Below are 16,444 nucleotides of genomic sequence, written 5' to 3' on the forward strand. Positions count from 1 at the left end.
GGATCATTGACATAAAGGGTTCACCCCTTCTTAGTCTTGCCTACTTTTTCTAGAGAAATAGTAAAAGGCGTAGGCCACCAAGACCAAAACGACAAATGGAAGGTAGGTGCCTATGGTCAAACCTATTTCATAGGCACTATCCGGGGCCGCTTCGATTTTCTTTTCGATTTCAGAAACATCTTGCCACAATAGAAACATAGCCCTACCCTAAAATGATATTTCAAGACTAATCGGGCAATGGTCGCTACCCATTACCTGATCGTGAATTTCGGCTGATTGAACCTTGGGCCAGATAGATTCACTGACCAAAAAATAATCGATACGCCAACCAACGTTACGCCCACGGGCGCCTCCGCGCATACTCCAAAAAGTATATTTATCAAAGTTTGTTGGGTGCAAGGTTCTAAAACTATCTACCAAGTTCAACTCTTTTAATATAGCATCAAAACCATCTATCTCTACCTGTGTAAAGCCCGAGGTTTTGTTGTAATTGGACTTGGGATTGGCCAAATCGTTTGCAGTATGGGCCACATTGAAGTCCCCCGTAATAATCAAGGGTTTGCTCTGTGACAATTCTTTGAGATAGGCCGTAAAATCCTTGTCCCATACCGACCTATAATCCAATCGCTTTAGACCACTGCCACTATTGGGCACATATACGTTGACCAGATGGAATTCTTCGTACTCTACATGGGTAATACGCCCTTCGGTATCGTGTTCCTCTTTTCCCATATCCACGGTAAAAGTCAGCGGTTTTTTCTTGGAAAGGATTGCCGTACCGGAATAGCCTTTTTTTACGGCACTGTTACAAAATAACTCGTAATCGGAAATCCCTTCCAAGGCTTCTTTAACCTGATCATCTTGGGCCTTGGTTTCCTGAACACAAAACACATCTGCATCAAAACTTGACACAACTTCTTCAAAGCCCTTTTTCACTGAGGCCCTTATTCCATTAACATTCCACGATACTAATTTCATAATGCGGTATTATTGGTTCATCAATTCTTCAATTTCCTCGACTTCAATAGGGATATTGGCCATTAGGTTGAACGGTTCGCCACTCTCTTGGATTACCACATCGTCTTCGATACGTATACCCATCTTTTCTTCAGGGATGTAGATACCCGGCTCAACGGTAAAGACCATATTAGCTTTCATAGGGGCCTTTAGTTCGCCATAATCATGGGTGTTCAATCCGATATGGTGACTAGTGCCGTGCATAAAGTATTTTTTATAGGCAGGCCAATCTTTGTTTTCGTTCTGAACATCGGCCTTGTCCAATAGTCCCAACCCTAAAAGTTCGGAGGTCATCAGTTTTCCGCATTCCACGTGATACTCTGCCCATATAGTTCCTGGAACAAGCATTTTGGTAGCTTCGTTCTTAACGCGAAGGACCGCTTCGTATACCTCTTTTTGTCGTGGGGTAAACTTTCCATTTGCAGGTATGGTTCGGGTAAGGTCGCTAGAATAATTGGCGTACTCGGCAGCAACATCCATTAGAATCAGGTCCCCGCTTTTGCACTGTTGGTTATTTTCAACATAGTGGAGTACGTTCGCATTGTTTCCCGATGCAATAATAGGCGAATACGCAAAACCTTTTGAACGGTTTCGAATGAACTCATGCAGCAGTTCGGCTTCTATTTCGTACTCCCAGACCCCGGGTTTTGTAAAGCCCAGCACACGGCGGAAACCTTTTTCGGTAATATCGCAGGCGGTTTGCATCAACTCGATTTCTTCGGGTTCTTTTACCCCCCGTATCTTTTGCAAGATAGGATTGCTTTTGGCCACCTTATGCGCCGGAAACTTGCGTTTACAATCTATAATAAACCGATCTTCGCGGGTTTGGGTCTCAACGGCCTGACGATAGTGCTCATTGGTATTGAAATAAATCGTTTCGGCCTCCGTCATCAAATCGAAGAACACTTTATCAAAATCTTGCAACCAATAGATGGTTTCAATACCTGAAACTTCGGTCGCCTTCTCCTTGGTCAGCTTTTCGCCTTCCCAAATGGCTATATGTTCATTGGTTTCTCGTACAAAGAGTATTTCTCGATGTTTTTTTGCCGTTGCATCGGGAAACAAGACCAAAATAGTCTCTTCTTGGTCGGCACCGCTTAGGTAAAAGATATCCCTATGCTGCTCGAAAGGTAAGGTGCTGTCGGCACTAATGGGATATATATCGTTAGAGTTGAAAACGGCAATGCTCTTCGTTTGCATTTCCGCCATGAATTTTTTCCTATTCTTTACAAATAGACTACTCTTTATTTGCTCGTACTTCATATCTATTTTGAATTTCATCAAAATTAATGATTTACGACAACTCACAAATGGTAAGGCCCCAAAGGTTTGTTAAAACCTTTGGGGCCCCTAATTTAAGTTGGTTATGTTACTTATTTGAAAGCCATCGGTTTCTGTACGAAACCTCAAACTATCATATGAATTTGAAACTTAGGTTGATTATCGTTTCAATTCCTTATTTTCAATAAATTAACAAAATTTTAAGTTCCCCTGCAACAGTATCCCATTTTTTTAACGATTTATTGCTCAACTGATCAATATAAAACGTTTTGACGGATCTACACCTCAGATTTACCGCAAACGACCCTATTTTTATATTTGAGTTTTGCTAACTTTCCTAACTATCACAAAACTGCTTGTCCATGAAATCGTTTTTCCTTTCCCTTCTCTTTATCTGTCCTTTAATAGGCCTATCGCAAATTACGGCCACCCCAGCAAAAACCAGGACTCAAGCCTTGGAGGCGAAGGCACGTATGGCCGACCGTTCCCTGGTTAAAAACCTTCCCCTAAAAAGTATTGGTCCTTCAATAATGAGCGGTCGGGTAGTAGATGTAGACGTCAACCCCGACAATCCCATTGAATTTTACGTAGCCTATGCCAGTGGCGGACTGTGGTATACGAACAACAATGGAACCTCCTTCATTCCGGTAATGGATAGCACACCAACACAAAACATCGGTGATATTGCCGTACATTGGAAAACGCGCACCCTATGGGTCGGCACAGGTGAAAATAACGCCTCAAGATCTTCCTATTCGGGCATCGGCATCTTAAAGTCAACCGACCAAGGCAAGACATGGCAAAACGTGGGCCTGAGCGATTCGCACCATATCGGTCGCATCCTTATAAATAATGATAACCCCGACGAAGTTTTAATCGGTGTTACCGGGCATCTGTATTCGCCAAATACCGAAAGGGGCGTCTACAAAACAACCGATGGAGGCAAGACATGGAAGAAAACCCTTTTTATTAGCGATACGGCCGGAATCATCGATTTGGCCCAGGTACCGGGCAATTTCAACATACTGTTTGCGGCCGCATGGGAAAAAGATCGTAAAGCATGGGATTTTTTAGGAAGCGGTAACGACTCAGGCCTGTACAAAAGTATTGACGGAGGAAGCACTTGGACCAAAATATCAAACGAGGGAAGCGGATTCCCGACCGGTTTCGGCGTCGGCCGTATTGGCTTAGCCGTCTATGATGAAAATACAGTCTACGCCCTACTCGACAATCAATACCACCGCGAAAAAACGGAAGTGGCCGAATCAAAGTCGAACGGACTCACAAAAGAGGATTTCAAATCGATGTCGGCAAACGATTTTGTAAAGCTCGATGACAAAAAACTCAATGCTTTTCTCAAAACCAATGGCTTTCAAGAAAAATACCGAGCCGAAAACATTAAGCAAATGGTACGTAGTGGTGTAGTCGCCCCCATAGACATTACCAAGTATCTGGAAAACGCCAACACCTCCCTTTTTGATACCCCCGTTATCGGTGCAGAGGTGTACAGAAGTGACAACGGGGGAAAAACATGGCAAAAACAGAATGAAGACTATATCGATGGCCTGCTTTATAGCTACGGGTACTATTTTGGTGAAATACGGGTAGCTGCCTATGATGCCAACAAAATATATTTGGGAGGAGTACCCCTTATCCGATCCGACGATGGCGGAAAAACCTATATATCCATTAGTGGCGACAACGTTCATGCCGACCACCACGCCCTATGGGTAAACCCCAAAATGCCGGGCCACTTGATCAATGGCAACGATGGGGGCGTAAATATTTCATATGACGACGGAGCCCATTGGATCAAGAACAACTCCGCTGCGGTAGGACAATTTTACGCCATTAACGTTGACAACCAAAAGCCATATCACGTCTATGGCGGACTACAGGACAATGGGGTTTGGGAAGGACCACATAATGCCAAGGAAAATTCAAGATGGCACCAGACCGGCGACTACCCTTGGAAGTCCCTTATGGGTGGCGACGGCATGCACATCCAAATCGACAAGCGCAACCCTCAAATCGTATATACGGGTTACCAATTCGGAAACTACTATCGTATTGATAAAAGTACGGGCAAACGCCATTACATCCAGCCGAAACATGAGCTGGGTGAAGCCCCCTACCGTTTTAATTGGCAAACCCCAATTTTACTTTCACCGCACAACCAAGACATTCTTTACCTAGGCGGCAACAAGCTTCATCGTTCTATGAACCAAGGTGACGATTGGGAAGCCATTTCGGCCGACCTTACCCGTGGCGGTAAAGGAGGCAATGTGGCCTACGGTACCCTAACCGCCCTATCAGAATCTCCCTTTAGCTTTGGATTACTGTACACAGGAAGTGATGATGGCCTGGTTCACGTATCAAAAAATGCAGGGGGCAGTTGGGAAAATATTTCGAATAACATCAATATCCCTCAATTCAAAAATCTTAGGAATATTGAAAACGAAGCCAATCTTTGGGTAAGCCGCGTTATAGCCTCCAAGCATAAAAAAGAGCGTGTCTACCTCACACTAAACGGTTACCGATGGGACGATTTTACACCTTATGTCTTCAAGAGTGATGATTATGGAAATACTTGGACCTCAATTTCCGGGGGGATTCCAGATGCGCCGGTAAACGTAATCATCGAAGACCCCGAAAACGAAAAGCTGTTGTTTGTGGGTACGGACAATGGGCTCTATGTTTCCTTTGACCAAGGAAGTTCTTGGGAAAACTTTCAAAACGGGATGCCCAACGTAGCCGTTCATGATCTAGTCATTCAACCCACGGCCAAACACCTTCTGGTGGCCACCCACGGCAGAAGCATTTACAAAGCGGACATTGCCCCTTTACAAAAAATGACGACCGAACTCTTAGCGAAAGACCTACATCTGTTTGAATTGGAAGATATTAAACACCTTAAAAACTGGGGTAACCCAAGCGGTGCATGGGCCAAGGCGAACACACCCGGCCTAGATATCACCTTTTACAGTGCCCAGCCCCATACGTATAAAGCCATTATTAAAACGGAAGAAGGCTTATTCGTCAGTGAGACGGAGCTTCAAGCGGACAAAGGGTTGAATATCCTCTCCTACGACTTGGCTTTCTCGAAAACGGGTTTAGAAGCATACCTTAAGAAAAACAAAGCCAAACTTGAGGAAGCAAAAGACGGAAAGACCTATCTACCAAAAGGGAAATACACCGTACAGCTCAAAGGCAACCGTAACACGGCAGAAGCCAGGTTTCAAATCAAATGACACAAATAAAAAAGCTCCGAATCGGAGCTTTTTTTTAAGTAGGTTTTGATTTTTCCGGTGGGGACCGGTATTTCTTTTAAGCTTGTGTAGGTTAAGTAGCGGACTTGGGATTCGTTACTTGTTGGGGTTAAGTTCAAGAATTGATTTGGGGTCGTTACTCTCACTTAATTACACTGTAAATCTACGCCAGTATAAGCAACTATCTAAATTATTGTTGTGAACCCGTCCATCCGTGTTGTGAAAAACACAAACGGTCAATTTATTCGACAAAATACCTCGTTATCAAAGCTTTAGATGCTTTATTCCCACAAAAAAAATCCCTGCACAGGGCAGGGACTTTATAGTACTCTCTATAGGCTTCGACCTAGAATCGATTAGGCATGCTGTTCTTCATGCTTCCCTTCCTTGATTTCTTCTACCAACTTAGAATTGAAGGCAGGCAAATCGTCAGGATTTCTACTGGTTACAAAACCTTGGTCTACTACGACCTCTTCATCAACCCAATGGGCACCGGCATTGACCAAATCGTCTTTTATAGAGTGAAAACTGGTCATTTTACGACCTTTTACCACCTCTGCACTAATGAGCGTCCATGATGCGTGACAAATCGCCGCTACGGGCTTCTCTTGCTTGAAAAAATCCCTTACAAAAGTCAACACTTTCCCTTCCCTTCTCAGTTTGTCGGGATTAATGACTCCCCCGGGCAACATCAAGGCATTGTAGTCTTCTGCCGTCACTTGGTCTATGGTCTTATCCACTTGATACGAATTGGACCAATTACCATCGGCCCATCCTTTTATTTCACCAGATTCCAAGCTTACGATATCCACTTGAAAGCCTTCTTTTTCCATGGCTTCCTTGGGAGATTTTAATTCACTTTCTTCAAATCCATTTGTAGCTAATATGGCTATCCTCTTCATAGGTATAATTTTTAATGGTTCATAATTCATTATACCGCAATTTAGGCGTAACCACCAGGATAGCTTGACGGAAAACAAATAGATGCTTGCTCTATTGAAGCGACCGTAAATGCTGAAGTACATCGCCCAGACATCTATCTAGTTCCTTTTTAATTTCCGTTTCCCAAAACCGGAATACTTTATACCCCAACCGTTCCAATTCAACATTGACCTCTTCGTCGCGTTGAATGTTCCGCTCTATTTTAGCGATCCAAAACTCACGGTTGGTCTTAACCTTGGGCTTTCGTTCTTCCCAATTGTAACCATGCCAATATTCCCCATCAATAAATATGACCGTCTTATACTTTTTTAAGGCGATGTCGGGCTTTCCGATAAGTTTCTTATAATCGACACGGTAGCGGTAGCCTGCTGCGTACAAGGCTTTACGAAAGGCCAGTTCGGGCTTGGTGTTCTTCCCTTTGATCTTGCTCATGATCTTAGAGCGCTTGGCCGTAGTGTAGAAACCCGATTCTTCGTTAAAACGGGGCACTTTAATTCGTTCTTTAGGATAGTCTTTGGGCATGGTTTAAAATAACAAAAAATCCCAAACTCCATAAAGAGGAGTTTGGGATTTTATATTGTTTTAACGGTACCGGATAGGCACTTGTATTTTTATCCTTTTACGGACGCGCTTAAATATTCGCGGTTCATACGGGCGATGTTCTTCAAGGAAATTCCCTTAGGACATTCCACTTCGCACGCACCGGTATTGGTACAGTTTCCGAAACCTTCCAAATCCATTTGGCGCACCATATTCTGCACACGGTCTACGGCCTCTACCCGTCCTTGGGGCAATAACGCAAATTGCGATACCTTGGCCGAGGTGAACAACATAGCACTTGCATTCTTACAAGCCGCCACACAAGCACCACAACCAATACAGGTTGCCGCATCCATGGCTTCATCGGCATCGTGCTTGTTAATAGGAATAGCATTGGCGTCTACGGTGTTTCCGGAAGTGTTCACGGAAATATAGCCACCTGCCTGTTGAATTCTATCAAAAGCGCTTCTATCTACCACTAAATCGGTAATTACCGGAAAGGCGGTTGCACGAAACGGTTCAATAACGATCGTATCGCCATCGTTGAATTTTCGCATATGCAATTGACATGTGGTAACCAAACGGTCAGGCCCATGGGGCTCACCATTGATCTGCAATGAACATGCACCACAGATACCTTCACGACAATCATGGTCGAATTGTACCGGCTCTTCTCCTTTATTGATCAATTGTTCGTTGAGCACGTCTAACATCTCAAGAAAAGACATATCGCCCTCTATACCTTTTAAGGTATAATCGACTAATTCACCTTTGGTCTTAGCATCTTTTTGACGCCATATTTTTAAATTAAGCTTCATAGCTATCTATTTATAACTTCTTGTCTTCAACTCGATATTTTCGTACACCAACTCTTCCTTGTGCAAGACGGCATCTTTAGGCTCGCCTTTGTACTCCCAAGCGGAAACGAACTTAAAGTTTTCATCGTCACGTAGTGCTTCACCTTCAGGGGTCTGGTACTCTTCCCTAAAGTGCCCCCCACAAGACTCGTTTCTGGTAAGTGCATCTTTAGCAAAGAGTTCGCCAAGTTCTAGGAAATCGGCCACACGACCCGCTTTTTCCAATTCTTGGTTCATTCCATCGGCCTTACCTGGTATTTTTACATTCTCCCAGAAATCGGCCCTTAGGGCGGCAATCTCTACAATGGCCTCTTGAAGCCCTTTTGCGTTTCTTGCCATGCCACATTTATCCCACATGATCTTTCCTAATTTCTTGTGGTAATAATCTACGGAGTGCTGTCCACTACCCGACATCAATTTTTGCAAACGCTCTTTTACCGCAGCTTCTGAAGCTTCAAACTCGGGCAAGTCGGTAGGTATGGCACCGGTTCTAATATCTTTCGACAAATAATCGCCAATAGTATATGGCAATACGAAATACCCATCGGCAAGCCCCTGCATCAGTGCCGAAGCCCCCAAACGGTTGGCCCCGTGATCACTAAAGTTCGCCTCGCCCGCACAGTAGCAGCCCTCTATGGTGGTCTGTAGGTTGTAATCTACCCATAGTCCGCCCATGGTATAGTGAACCGCCGGATATATCATCATTGGGGTTTCATACGGATTCTCGTCAACGATTTTTTCGTACATCTGAAAAAGGTTTCCGTATTTGGCCTCGATGACTTTTTTACCCAAGCGTGTTATTTCTTTTTCATCAGGATTTTTGATACCGTGGGTAAGGGCTTCCTCCTTACCGTAACGTTGAATGGCCGAAGCAAAATCCAAATAAACGGCTTCCCCGGTTTTATTTACTCCGAAACCGGCATCACAACGTTCTTTTGCGGCACGCGATGCCACATCACGAGGCACCAAGTTTCCGAATGCGGGATATCTTCGTTCTAGGTAGTAATCACGATCTTCTTCTTTTAGCTGGACCGGTTTTAACCGACCTTCCCGAATGGCAATGGCATCATCGATACGTTTTGGCACCCAAATCCGTCCATCGTTACGAAGTGATTCCGACATCAGGGTCAACTTAGATTGATGATCTCCGGAAACCGGAATACAGGTTGGGTGAATCTGTGTAAAACATGGGTTAGCGAAAAAGGCCCCCCTACGGTGTGCCCTCCAAGCCGCCATCACGTTACTACCCATAGCGTTGGTAGACAAGAAGAATACGTTTCCATATCCCCCTGTGGCCAAAACAACGGCATGTGCCGAATGACGCTCAATTTCACCGGTAACCAAATTACGGGCAATAATACCCCTTGCTTTTCCGTCGACAAGCACCAAATCCATCATTTCATGACGGTTATACGCTTTGATCTTACCGCGATTGATCTGTCTGTTCATTGCGGCATAAGCCCCTAAGAGCAATTGCTGCCCTGTTTGTCCTTTGGCATAAAAGGTACGCGAAACGAGTACACCTCCAAAAGAACGGTTATCGAGCAATCCGCCATATTCCCTGGCGAAGGGTACACCTTGTGCCACACATTGGTCGATAATGTTGGCCGATTCTTCCGCCAAACGATAAACGTTGGCTTCACGGGAACGATAATCGCCCCCCTTTATCGTATCATAAAAAAGTCTGTAGGCACTATCGCCATCCCCTTGATAGTTCTTCGCCGCATTGATTCCTCCTTGAGCTGCAATGGAGTGGGCCCTACGTGGGGAATCTTGATAACAAAAGGTTTTTACATTATAGCCCAATTCCGCTAAAGTAGCAGCGGCGGAACCACCTGCAAGTCCGGTACCAACAACGATAATATCAATATTTCGCTTGTTGGCGGGGTTTACAAGATTAATGTCGTTTTTATGCTGGGTCCATTTATTGGCCAATGGCCCTTTAGGAACTTTAGAATCCAATATGCCCATAATTAATGTGTTATTGGGTTAAAATGATGGTATAGCGCGATAAATATGAATCCCAAAGGAATAACTATCGCATATATTTTTGTAAAAGTCTGTATGCCGGCCGAATACTTGTTATTGACACCCATGGTCTGAAAGGACGAGGCAAAACCGTGCCATAGATGTAATGACAAGAGTACAAATGAAATAACATAGATTATAGTACGCGCGAAAGGCTCGAACTTATGTACCGTTTCCTCAAGATATCGGGTCGGGTCTTCAGGACTCACCTCTATATACTTATAGGTTATCTCATGTATCCAAAAATCATACAAGTGCAACCCGAGAAAGGCAAGTACGACCAAGCCCGTGATGATCATGTTTCTCGACATCCACGAAGCATTGGCACTGCCCTTGTATTGTTTGTACTTGATTGCCCTAGCCTTGTTGTTTTTTATCTCCAGTGCAATCCCCATGGCAAAATGCACTATAACACCAGCAATCAAAACAGGCTGAAGAATGTACTGTACCAACCCGTTGTAGCCCATGAAATGAGACCACTCGTTGAACGTGTCGGGTGCAATTACCGAAGTAATGTTGATAATGAAGTGTTGCAAAAGAAAAAAGACCAAAAAAAGACCCGATAGGGCCATGACCACTTTTCGGGCTATCGAAGATTTTGTCAATCCGCTCATTTTATAATAAGTTGGAGTTAGTTTAAAGACTGTTCACAAAATTAGGGCATAAGCTCGGCTTTAACAAACTTTTGGGCATTTAGTAAAGGTATTTAGAAACGTTTTAAGCAAGCCCTCCCCACCCGCCTATCAAGGCCCGCACAGCCCCTGAACACTATTGGGCCGTGCCATGGCGGCAGCCACAAAAAAAGAAGCCGTCCTATATTTTTTTCCTTGTCCTTCGTCTTATTGCAATTTTTGACCGATATTCAAGTCGCAAACGACCACTAACCTTCTCTTTTAATTATGGATATTGGCCTACTATCAATGAGTATGAACGTCTATTCAACCCGGCGAATAGCGGATGAAGCCAAAAAGCTGGGTCATCATATCGAATGGGTCGACCATACCAAATGTGCCATAAAAATAGGAGCCCGCCCGCCCCAAATTATCTTTCGTCAGGAAAATATCATCGATGCCTTCGATGCCATCATACCCCGTATCGGAACAAAGGTCACCCGACATGGGGTTGCCGTTGTCAAACAATTTGAGATGAACCGTGTTTTCAGTACAGCGCACTCCTTGGGCATTTCTAGGGCGCGAAACAAGGCAAGGGCCCTTCAAATCGTAGCCCATAATAAAATTGCCGTACCCGATACCTTATTCTCTATCGATCCCGAAAATATTTCGGCACAGATCGACGCTTTAGGAGGTGCCCCGGTAGTCATCAAATTACAGGAAGGCACCCAAGGTTTAGGGGTGATACTCGCCGAAACCAAAAAATCGGCAAAATCGATCATCGACACCTTCTACAAAATGGAAACCCATATTCTTGTTCAAGAATACATCAAAGAAAGCAATGGCGAAGACATTCGCATCTTTGTAGTAGGCGATAAGATCGTTGCCGCCATGAAACGCAGCTGTGAGCTCGATGATTTTCGGTCGAACCTACACCGCGGTGGCACCACGCAACCGGTTAAGCTTTCTTCCAAAGAACGGGCCATGGCACTAAATGCCGCCAAACACATCGGTCTAGGGGTGGCAGGGGTAGACCTGATCCGCTCAAAAAAGGGCCCTTTACTACTTGAAGTGAACGCCTCTCCCGGATTACAGGGCATTGAATCGGTATCGGGCGTAAACGTTGCCAAAGAAATCATTTTGTTCGTTGAACGTAGTTGCCGCAAAAGAAAACGATAGCCTATATAAAAAGTTACTAGTACCCTATGCACAAAAATAAAACCATAACCATTGGAGGTGAAAGCGTAAAGCCTGGTGAAACCAAGTTGCTGAAAATTCCTATCGACCGTTTGCCTACCGGTACCTTGATCGATATACCGGCATATGTTTTTAATGCCAAAAAACCAGGGCCGACCCTTTTGGTCCAGGCTGGACTACACGGTGACGAGATCAACGGAATTGAAATCGTAAGGCGCATGTTGGCCGAAAAACGATTCCATGTTAGTGCAGGCGCCATTATAGCGGTGCCGGTATTGAATATTTTTGGTTTTATCCACTTTTCAAGGGATGTTCCTGACGGAAAGGATGTCAACCGTAGCTTTCCAGGTACCAAATCGGGTTCCATGGCCGGACGTATCGCCTATCATTATATGACTTCCATCCTTAACCAAATCGACTACGGTATCGACCTACATACCGGAGGAAGCCAAAGACACAATTTTCCACAGGTACGCTATACCGAAAAGGATGAAGAGAGTGCAAAACTGGCCGAAATTTTCAATGCCCCCATTTCCTTCTCATCAAAGTTGATAAAAGGTTCTTTTAGAAATGCCGCCTTCTTGATGAAAAAACCCACTATCGTTTATGAAGCCGGGGAGAGCATGCGGCTTGACGATTACTCCATTCTCGAAGGAATGCAAGGCATTTTAAATATTATGAGCCACTTCGGCATGGCACAGCCCATAACCCCTCCTTACGTACAACGCAGCAAAACCACCCGTATAGATAGCCGGAAATGGCTCAGGGCCCCAACCGCAGGTATGTTCATACCTAAAATATCGAATGGCAGCGAAGTTCATAAAGGACAGATATTGGGCATTGTTTCCGATACCTACGCCAAACACACAAAAACCATCAAGGCACCTTTTGACGGTCTCGTATTCTGTATTAACCATCAGGCCGTGGTCAACCAAGGAGAGGCACTCTTTCATTTAGGAACCAAAAAACCTTAACGATTTATCCTTTTTTATAGGACTTCCCTAGATACATCAATCTAAGATATGGCATTGACTAAAGAAGCCTTCTGAACGCGGTCTGCCCAGCCAGTATTGCAACCCTATTTAGTAAACTTTCGTGAACTGGTCTGCTCGGCGGTAGGAAAATCGGCAGGAATAGACTGGCTTACCGCGCCTGTGGCCGCCCATTCGGCTCCTCTAAGCATACTGGTCAAAAAGCCGACACATTCAACCGAATAATCGACATGACCCATGATGTTATGAAAGATACGGCCCTTACCGTACTCTAGGGCCATAAGTGCAGGTTCGTGCCTACCTGTACCTTTGTTTTCTGGATCGGAATACGCGGTTGCCAAAACCTCCATACGCTCTGCAGGGCCACGAAGACTATTATACAACTCATCTTTGGTATGCAACCACACTTTGGGCATACCCTTGGTAATCGGATGGTCTTCATTTCTTATTTGAACCTGATATTCGCTTTGCGGACCATGGGCACCGGCATTTCCAGGACTATTATCCCGAATAAGCTCACCTGCATCATTGTAGTACACATAAGGTCCGTCTTTTTCGGTACGATCGCCCCAACCGCCTAAACCGATCATTTGGTTATAGGCTTCCCATTTAGGAAAAGAATTGTCCGCAGCATGGAAAACGACCAATCCGCCTCCTTTTTTTATATACTTTTCAAACTTCTTCTGGGTCTTTTCGGGCCATGGTGCAGCATTCCATCCAAAATTACAGATGACTACATCGTATTTTGAAAAATCGGGACTATAGTTCGGGTCGGCCACGGGCTTTTCCTTTGCCTCGGTTTTAGGTAAATCTTTTATTGGAAATTCAGCGATAAAGTTATCTCCTTTCCAGGTATATGCCGAACGGGCGACCTCTACGGTAAACAAACCGGTGTTCTCCATTTCCGTTTTCAACATATAAGTAATCTTCGGCCATTGATCATGATTGTTTTGACCATCAACAATAAGTGTTTTTATTTTTTTGGATGAAGCAGTTTGTGAAAAAAGGGTATTGATGGTAAAAACCATGGAAAAAACTAAAACGAGAGTTCGAAAATTGCGCATATCATATGTTTTGGATGCATAAATATAAGGGATCACAATTAAGTTTATTAAAAAAAGAAAAAGTATGTGCCCCATAAAGTTGTAAATTGAAATCTTAAATGAACAGTACCGAATGACTTCCTCTAATTTGAGATTTTCATCTAAACTCCCCAAGGCAAAAACCACCATTTTCACTACGGTGGGCAACTTGGCCCGAAAGAATAAGGCCATAGACCTTTCCCAAGGCTTTCCTAATTTTGAAATAGACCCTAAACTGAAGGAATTGGTCACAGATGCCATGGAAAACGGCCATAACCAATATGCCGCCATGCCAGGGTATTATGGTTTAAGGGAAATTATTTCAGAAAAAATAGAAAAACTACATAAGAGGCTTTACGATCCCGAAAGCGAAATTACCGTTACCGTAGGCGCAACTCAGGCCCTGTTTACGGCAATTACCGCCTTCGTAAACCATGGGGACGAGGTCATCGTAATAAAGCCAGCCTATGATTGTTATGAACCGGCCATATTATTGAATGGGGGAATTCCCGTTTATGTACAACTCGACGCAAATGGCTACGAGATCGACTGGCAAGCCTTGAAAAGCAAGATTTCAGAAAAGACGCGTATGATCATCATAAATACGCCACACAACCCGAGCGGACGTATATTTTCAAGGGAAGACATGCTGCAGTTACAGGAAATCCTTAGGCCCACCAATTGCATCTTGGTGAGCGACGAGGTATATGAGCATATCATTTTTGATGGAAAGGAGCACCAAAGCGCTTCCCGTTTCGACGATTTGGCCCAGCGCAGCTTTGTTTGTGCCTCTTTTGGCAAAACTTTTCACGTCACCGGATGGAAAATCGGCTATTGCGCCGCACCTGCCGAACTAATGCAAGAATTCAGAAAAACACACCAATTTGCCGTGTTTTGTGTAGACCACCCCGTGCAAAGGGCAATGGCTTCCTACCTTAAAAACGAGCAAAACTATTTGGGCCTTTCTTCATTTTATCAAGAAAAACGGGATTCGTTCCTAGAAGGATTAAAAGGCTCCAGATTCAAGTACAGACCCTCGGAGGGCACCTATTTTCAACTTTTGGATTACACGCAAATCACGGAAGAAGACGATGAAGCTTTTGCCAAACGATTGATCGTTGAACATAAATTGGCCAGTATTCCTATATCGTCTTTTAATGTCGGTAATCGGCAAGACGGTGTATTGCGATTCTGCTTTGCCAAGAAAAATGAGACCTTAGAAGAGGCCGTTAGCATTCTGCGTTCACTGTAGCAAGCACTATTTCGGCCCCAGATCAAAATAATAGCGCATAAAAAAAGCGGCCTTTGGGTGAGCCGCTCTTGTAATTACTTTTTCAAAACATTTTACAGCATAAACAACTTCTTGGTCAGCATTACGATTCCGCTGAAAAAGTCGTTTTTATAAACTTGTATTTCTTCTTGTGTGTGATTGATTTGAGCTTCCATAGGTTTTTTATTTGGGCAAAATCGGATTTGGGATGCGATTTTCGATTAATAACAATATAAATATACGAATCACTCTTTAAATGGTAAAAAACTTGTTGTGAAGAGTTCCCACATTGTTGTGAAAGCCAATTTTTATACGCCCTACAACGGAGAAACCCCTGCCTTTAGCCTAGATTGGCATTTCAGGAACACTACCTTCCACGATCAAATGGCCTTCGGTAGCCGTCTTGATTTCCTCCACGGTCACTCCCGGGGCTCTTTCTACAAGTTTAAAACCAGCGGGCGTTACTTCAAGAACAGCGAGGTTGGTGACAATCTTGGTAACACACCCCACGCCGGTAAGCGGTAGACTACACCTTTTTAAGAGCTTAGATACACCGGCTCTATTGGTATGCATCATGGCTACAATAATATTTTCCGCAGAGGCCACCAAATCCATGGCGCCGCCCATTCCCTTGACCATTTTTCCGGGTATTTTCCAATTGGCAATATCCCCGTTTTCGGCAACTTCCATAGCCCCCAAAATGGTCAGGTCTACATGTTGTCCACGGATCATGCCGAAACTCGTGGCCGAATCAAAAAAAGAAGCTCCTGGCAAGGTTGTAATAGTCTGTTTTCCGGCATTGATAATATCGGCATCCTCTTCCCCTTCAAAAGGGAAAGGCCCCATTCCCAAGACGCCGTTCTCACTTTGAAACTCTACATTGATATCATCCCTGACAAAATTTGCGACCAGGGTAGGTATGCCAATACCCAAGTTTACGTAGTAACCATCTTTTACCTCTTGTGCTATTCGCTTTGCAATTCCGTTTTTATCTAACATAACAGTTAATTTGAAAATGTCAATTTGAAAATTGAACAATTACGATTTTTTACTTGTTGATATAATTTTCGAAACGATCAAAGTCACAGAATTTAAATTCTTCATTAAGCTTTCACTTGGGTTTGGATAAAATTCCGAAGACTAACACATTTCCAACAAATATTCGAGTTTATGAGCCCCTTTTACTTTCTGCATTTTACACCTCCCTTATATTCGCTTCTATCGATGTTCCACCCCTAAATATCTATGGGCCATTTCAAACGATTATCAGCTCTAATCCTTTCCGAAAACGCTACGACTTCAAGAGCTAAATCAAAATTTAAGTTTACAATTAAATTTTTCCTATCATTTCTCATCTT

14 protein-coding genes are annotated in these 16,444 nt (G+C 43.9%); 4 read left to right on the top strand and 10 right to left on the bottom strand.

Annotated features, from left to right (window positions below):
* Positions 1-30: 30 nt before the first annotated feature.
* The 3 genes from BW980_RS22455 to BW980_RS00865 are packed head-to-tail and all read right to left on the bottom strand — an operon-like array spanning position 31 to position 2,280.
* Positions 31-198 carry a hypothetical protein gene (locus BW980_RS22455; RefSeq protein ID WP_175609829.1) on the bottom strand — a complete coding sequence of 56 codons (168 nt, stop codon included), beginning with the start codon at positions 196-198 and terminating at the stop codon, positions 31-33.
* 9 nt (positions 199-207) lie between these two features.
* Positions 208-978 carry an exodeoxyribonuclease III gene (locus tag BW980_RS00860; RefSeq protein WP_076453084.1) on the bottom strand — a complete coding sequence of 257 codons (771 nt, stop codon included), beginning with the start codon at positions 976-978 and terminating at the stop codon, positions 208-210.
* 9 nt (positions 979-987) lie between these two features.
* Positions 988-2,280 carry an aminopeptidase P family protein gene (locus tag BW980_RS00865; protein ID WP_076453753.1) on the bottom strand — a complete coding sequence of 431 codons (1,293 nt, stop codon included), beginning with the start codon at positions 2,278-2,280 and terminating at the stop codon, positions 988-990.
* Between the two features lie 380 nt (positions 2,281-2,660).
* Between BW980_RS00865 and BW980_RS00875 the strand changes: the two genes are divergently transcribed.
* On the top strand, positions 2,661-5,549 hold the full coding sequence (locus BW980_RS00875; RefSeq protein ID WP_076453086.1) for a VPS10 domain-containing protein: 2,889 nt from the start codon (positions 2,661-2,663) through the stop codon (positions 5,547-5,549).
* A gap of 374 nt (positions 5,550-5,923) precedes the next feature.
* On the opposite strand, the gene BW980_RS00880 is transcribed toward BW980_RS00875, so the two are convergent.
* The 5 genes from BW980_RS00880 to BW980_RS00900 all read right to left on the bottom strand — a co-directional run bounded on the left by BW980_RS00880 (position 5,924) and on the right by BW980_RS00900 (position 10,548).
* Positions 5,924-6,469 (bottom strand): type 1 glutamine amidotransferase domain-containing protein, encoded by a 546-nt coding sequence (locus BW980_RS00880; protein ID WP_076453754.1) that lies wholly within the window; start codon positions 6,467-6,469, stop codon positions 5,924-5,926.
* 91 nt (positions 6,470-6,560) lie between these two features.
* Positions 6,561-7,031: a very short patch repair endonuclease gene (locus tag BW980_RS00885; RefSeq protein WP_076453087.1), complete on the bottom strand. Its 471-nt coding sequence runs from the start codon at positions 7,029-7,031 to the stop codon at positions 6,561-6,563.
* 89 nt (positions 7,032-7,120) lie between these two features.
* Positions 7,121-7,867, bottom strand: coding sequence for a succinate dehydrogenase/fumarate reductase iron-sulfur subunit (locus BW980_RS00890; RefSeq protein WP_013993184.1), 747 nt, complete (start codon positions 7,865-7,867; stop codon positions 7,121-7,123).
* 6 nt (positions 7,868-7,873) lie between these two features.
* Positions 7,874-9,877, bottom strand: coding sequence for a fumarate reductase/succinate dehydrogenase flavoprotein subunit (locus BW980_RS00895; RefSeq protein WP_076453088.1), 2,004 nt, complete (start codon positions 9,875-9,877; stop codon positions 7,874-7,876).
* A 2-nt stretch (positions 9,878-9,879) separates the two neighbouring features.
* On the bottom strand, positions 9,880-10,548 hold the full coding sequence (locus BW980_RS00900; RefSeq protein ID WP_076453089.1) for a succinate dehydrogenase cytochrome b subunit: 669 nt from the start codon (positions 10,546-10,548) through the stop codon (positions 9,880-9,882).
* A 285-nt stretch (positions 10,549-10,833) separates the two neighbouring features.
* On the opposite strand from BW980_RS00900, the gene BW980_RS00905 reads away from it, so the two are divergent.
* Together BW980_RS00905 and BW980_RS00910 are read left to right on the top strand one after the other, a co-directional pair.
* Entirely contained in the window at positions 10,834-11,724 is an 891-nt protein-coding gene (locus tag BW980_RS00905; RefSeq protein WP_076453090.1) for a RimK family alpha-L-glutamate ligase, read from the top strand.
* Positions 11,725-11,750: 26 nt separating this feature from the next.
* The gene (locus tag BW980_RS00910; protein WP_076453091.1) at positions 11,751-12,716 is read left to right on the top strand and encodes a succinylglutamate desuccinylase/aspartoacylase family protein; all 966 of its coding nucleotides are present in this window, start codon (positions 11,751-11,753) and stop codon (positions 12,714-12,716) included.
* A 104-nt stretch (positions 12,717-12,820) separates the two neighbouring features.
* On the opposite strand, the gene BW980_RS00915 is transcribed toward BW980_RS00910, so the two are convergent.
* Entirely contained in the window at positions 12,821-13,798 is a 978-nt protein-coding gene (locus tag BW980_RS00915; protein WP_076453755.1) for a ThuA domain-containing protein, read from the bottom strand.
* A 112-nt stretch (positions 13,799-13,910) separates the two neighbouring features.
* Here BW980_RS00915 and BW980_RS00920 point away from each other — a divergent pair, with 112 nt between their 5' ends.
* On the top strand, positions 13,911-15,068 hold the full coding sequence (locus BW980_RS00920; RefSeq protein WP_076453092.1) for a methionine aminotransferase: 1,158 nt from the start codon (positions 13,911-13,913) through the stop codon (positions 15,066-15,068).
* 363 nt (positions 15,069-15,431) lie between these two features.
* On the opposite strand, the gene BW980_RS00925 is transcribed toward BW980_RS00920, so the two are convergent.
* Positions 15,432-16,085 carry a CoA transferase subunit B gene (locus BW980_RS00925; RefSeq protein WP_076453093.1) on the bottom strand — a complete coding sequence of 218 codons (654 nt, stop codon included), beginning with the start codon at positions 16,083-16,085 and terminating at the stop codon, positions 15,432-15,434.
* Positions 16,086-16,444: the final 359 nt, after the last annotated feature.

Origin of the sequence: Zobellia uliginosa, assembly GCF_900156625.1 — a bacterium.
Lineage (GTDB): Bacteria > Bacteroidota > Bacteroidia > Flavobacteriales > Flavobacteriaceae > Zobellia > Zobellia uliginosa.

Coding starts and splice junctions, on each gene's coding strand:
- BW980_RS22455 (WP_175609829.1), bottom strand. CDS start 198: ATGTTTCTATTGTGGCAAGATGTTTCTGAAATCGAAAAGAAAATCGAA.
- BW980_RS00860 (WP_076453084.1), bottom strand. CDS start 978: ATGAAATTAGTATCGTGGAATGTTAATGGAATAAGGGCCTCAGTGAAA.
- BW980_RS00865 (WP_076453753.1), bottom strand. CDS start 2,280: ATGAAGTACGAGCAAATAAAGAGTAGTCTATTTGTAAAGAATAGGAAA.
- BW980_RS00875 (WP_076453086.1), top strand. CDS start 2,661: ATGAAATCGTTTTTCCTTTCCCTTCTCTTTATCTGTCCTTTAATAGGC.
- BW980_RS00880 (WP_076453754.1), bottom strand. CDS start 6,469: ATGAAGAGGATAGCCATATTAGCTACAAATGGATTTGAAGAAAGTGAA.
- BW980_RS00885 (WP_076453087.1), bottom strand. CDS start 7,031: ATGCCCAAAGACTATCCTAAAGAACGAATTAAAGTGCCCCGTTTTAAC.
- BW980_RS00890 (WP_013993184.1), bottom strand. CDS start 7,867: ATGAAGCTTAATTTAAAAATATGGCGTCAAAAAGATGCTAAGACCAAA.
- BW980_RS00895 (WP_076453088.1), bottom strand. CDS start 9,877: ATGGGCATATTGGATTCTAAAGTTCCTAAAGGGCCATTGGCCAATAAA.
- BW980_RS00900 (WP_076453089.1), bottom strand. CDS start 10,548: ATGAGCGGATTGACAAAATCTTCGATAGCCCGAAAAGTGGTCATGGCC.
- BW980_RS00905 (WP_076453090.1), top strand. CDS start 10,834: ATGGATATTGGCCTACTATCAATGAGTATGAACGTCTATTCAACCCGG.
- BW980_RS00910 (WP_076453091.1), top strand. CDS start 11,751: ATGCACAAAAATAAAACCATAACCATTGGAGGTGAAAGCGTAAAGCCT.
- BW980_RS00915 (WP_076453755.1), bottom strand. CDS start 13,798: ATGCGCAATTTTCGAACTCTCGTTTTAGTTTTTTCCATGGTTTTTACC.
- BW980_RS00920 (WP_076453092.1), top strand. CDS start 13,911: ATGACTTCCTCTAATTTGAGATTTTCATCTAAACTCCCCAAGGCAAAA.
- BW980_RS00925 (WP_076453093.1), bottom strand. CDS start 16,085: ATGTTAGATAAAAACGGAATTGCAAAGCGAATAGCACAAGAGGTAAAA.